The sequence below is a fragment of the Victivallis lenta genome (genome assembly GCF_009695545.1).
Taxonomy (GTDB): Bacteria; Verrucomicrobiota; Lentisphaeria; order Victivallales; family Victivallaceae; genus Victivallis; species Victivallis lenta.
Genome location: NZ_VUNS01000072.1, coordinates 1 through 1832, shown reverse-complemented (window position 1 = coordinate 1832; position 1832 = coordinate 1). Strand labels below are relative to the sequence as shown.

At 51.5% G+C, this 1832-nt stretch carries 1 rRNA gene; it reads left to right on the top strand.

What is annotated here, in order from left to right:
- Window positions 1-202 precede the first annotated feature (202 nt).
- Window positions 203-1832: ribosomal RNA gene (locus FYJ85_RS23490) — 23S ribosomal RNA — on the top strand; the annotation flags it as partial.

Genomic DNA, 1832 nt, shown 5'->3' with positions numbered 1-1832 from the left:
TTCGGCAGACAGACTTGATGAGAAACGATTTACGCTGCGGAAGCAGTGGTAAAGCCGCGGGAGACCGCGGAGTTGATTGACAATCGAAGAAAGTGTCTTGAAAAAGAATCTGCAAAAAAAGAAACAACTTTTTTGTTGAGAGAAACAAGAGTAGACTTAATCCGGAATGCGGAAGCGTTCCGGGTGCAAATGTTTTCTTGGTGGTTAAGCTACTAAGGGCACATGAAGGATGCCTTGGCACGATCAGGCGATGAAGGACGTGGTAAGCTGCGAAAAGCTTCGGGGAACTGCACACGAGTTTTGATCCGGAGATATCCGAATGGGGAAACCCAGTGGAAGTAATGTTCCACTATCCCGTACTGAATCCATAGGTGCGGGAAGCGAGACGCGGGGAAGTGAAACATCTCAGTACCCGCAGGAGAAGAAATCAACCGAGATTCCGCAAGTAGTGGCGAGCGAACGCGGAGAAGGCTAAACCGTCCGGTTTACCGGGCGGGGTTGCGGGACTTCGATACGGCAAGACCAGTCGATAGCGGAAGCTGTTGGAAAGCAGCGGCATAGAAGGTGATACCCCTGTATGCGAAATTGACTGTAAGCCCAGAAGGATCCCAAGTAGGTCGGAACACGTGAAACTCTGACTGAATCCGGGGGGCCCACCCTCCAAGCCTGAATACTCGATCGTGACCGATAGCGCATAGTACCGCGAGGGAAAGGTGAAAAAGTACCCCGGAAGGGGAGTGAAAAGTATCTGAAATCATGTGTCTACAAAGTGTCGGAGCGAAAGCGACGGCATGCCTTTTGCATAATGAGCCTGCGACTTACTCTAACGAGCGAGGTTAAGCCGAGTGCGGAGCCGAAGCGAAAGCGAGTGTGAATAGCGCGTCTAGTTCGTTGGAGTAGACCCGAAGCTGAGTGATCTATCCATGGCCAGGTTGAACCTGCAGTAACATGCAGCGGAGGACCGAACCAGTTCATGTTGAAAAATGTTTGGATGAGCTGTGGATAGGGGTGAAAGGCCAATCAAACTCAGTGATAGCTGGTTCTCTTCGAAATAGCTTTAGGGCTAGCCTTGCGTAAATAGTTTGTGGGGGTAGAGCTACTGATTGTTCGCGGGCCCTTACCGGGGTACCAAGAACTATTAAACTCCGAATACCATGAACCGTACCGCAGGAGTCAGACTATGGGGGATAAGCTTCATGGTCGAGAGGGAGACAGCCCAGACCGCCGGCTAAGGTCCCCAATCCGGACTTAGTGGTTTGAAGGATGTGATGTTGCATAAACAGCCAGGATGTTGGCTTAGAGGCAGCCATCATTTAAAGAGTGCGTAATAGCTCACTGGTCGAGTGATATCGCGCCGAAGATGATCGGGACTGAAGTCCAGAACCGAAGCCGCGGATCGTGAATTTATTCACGGTGGTAGAAGAGCGTTGTATGCGGGTCGAAGCCGAAGAGGGATCTGAGGTGGACTGCATACAAGTGACCATGCAGGCATGAGTAGCGAAAAACCGGATGAGAATTCCGGTCACCGAAAACCTAAGGTTTCCCGGGGAAGGTTCGTCCGCCCGGGGTTAGTCGGAACCTAAGGCGAGGCCGAAAGGCGTAGTCGATGGAGGACAGGTTAATATTCCTGTACCACCTTGTTGGAGTGATGGAGGGACGCAGTAAGTCAGGTGAGCCAACTGCTGAATATGTTGGTCGAAGGCCGTAGGGCGCACGATAGGCAAATCCGTCGTGCTTTCAACCCGAGAGTCGTAAGGTAGCCGAACGCAAGTTTGGCGAATTCACTGTGACGACGCTGACGAGAAAAGCTTCTAAACGTTGAAAACAGGGTG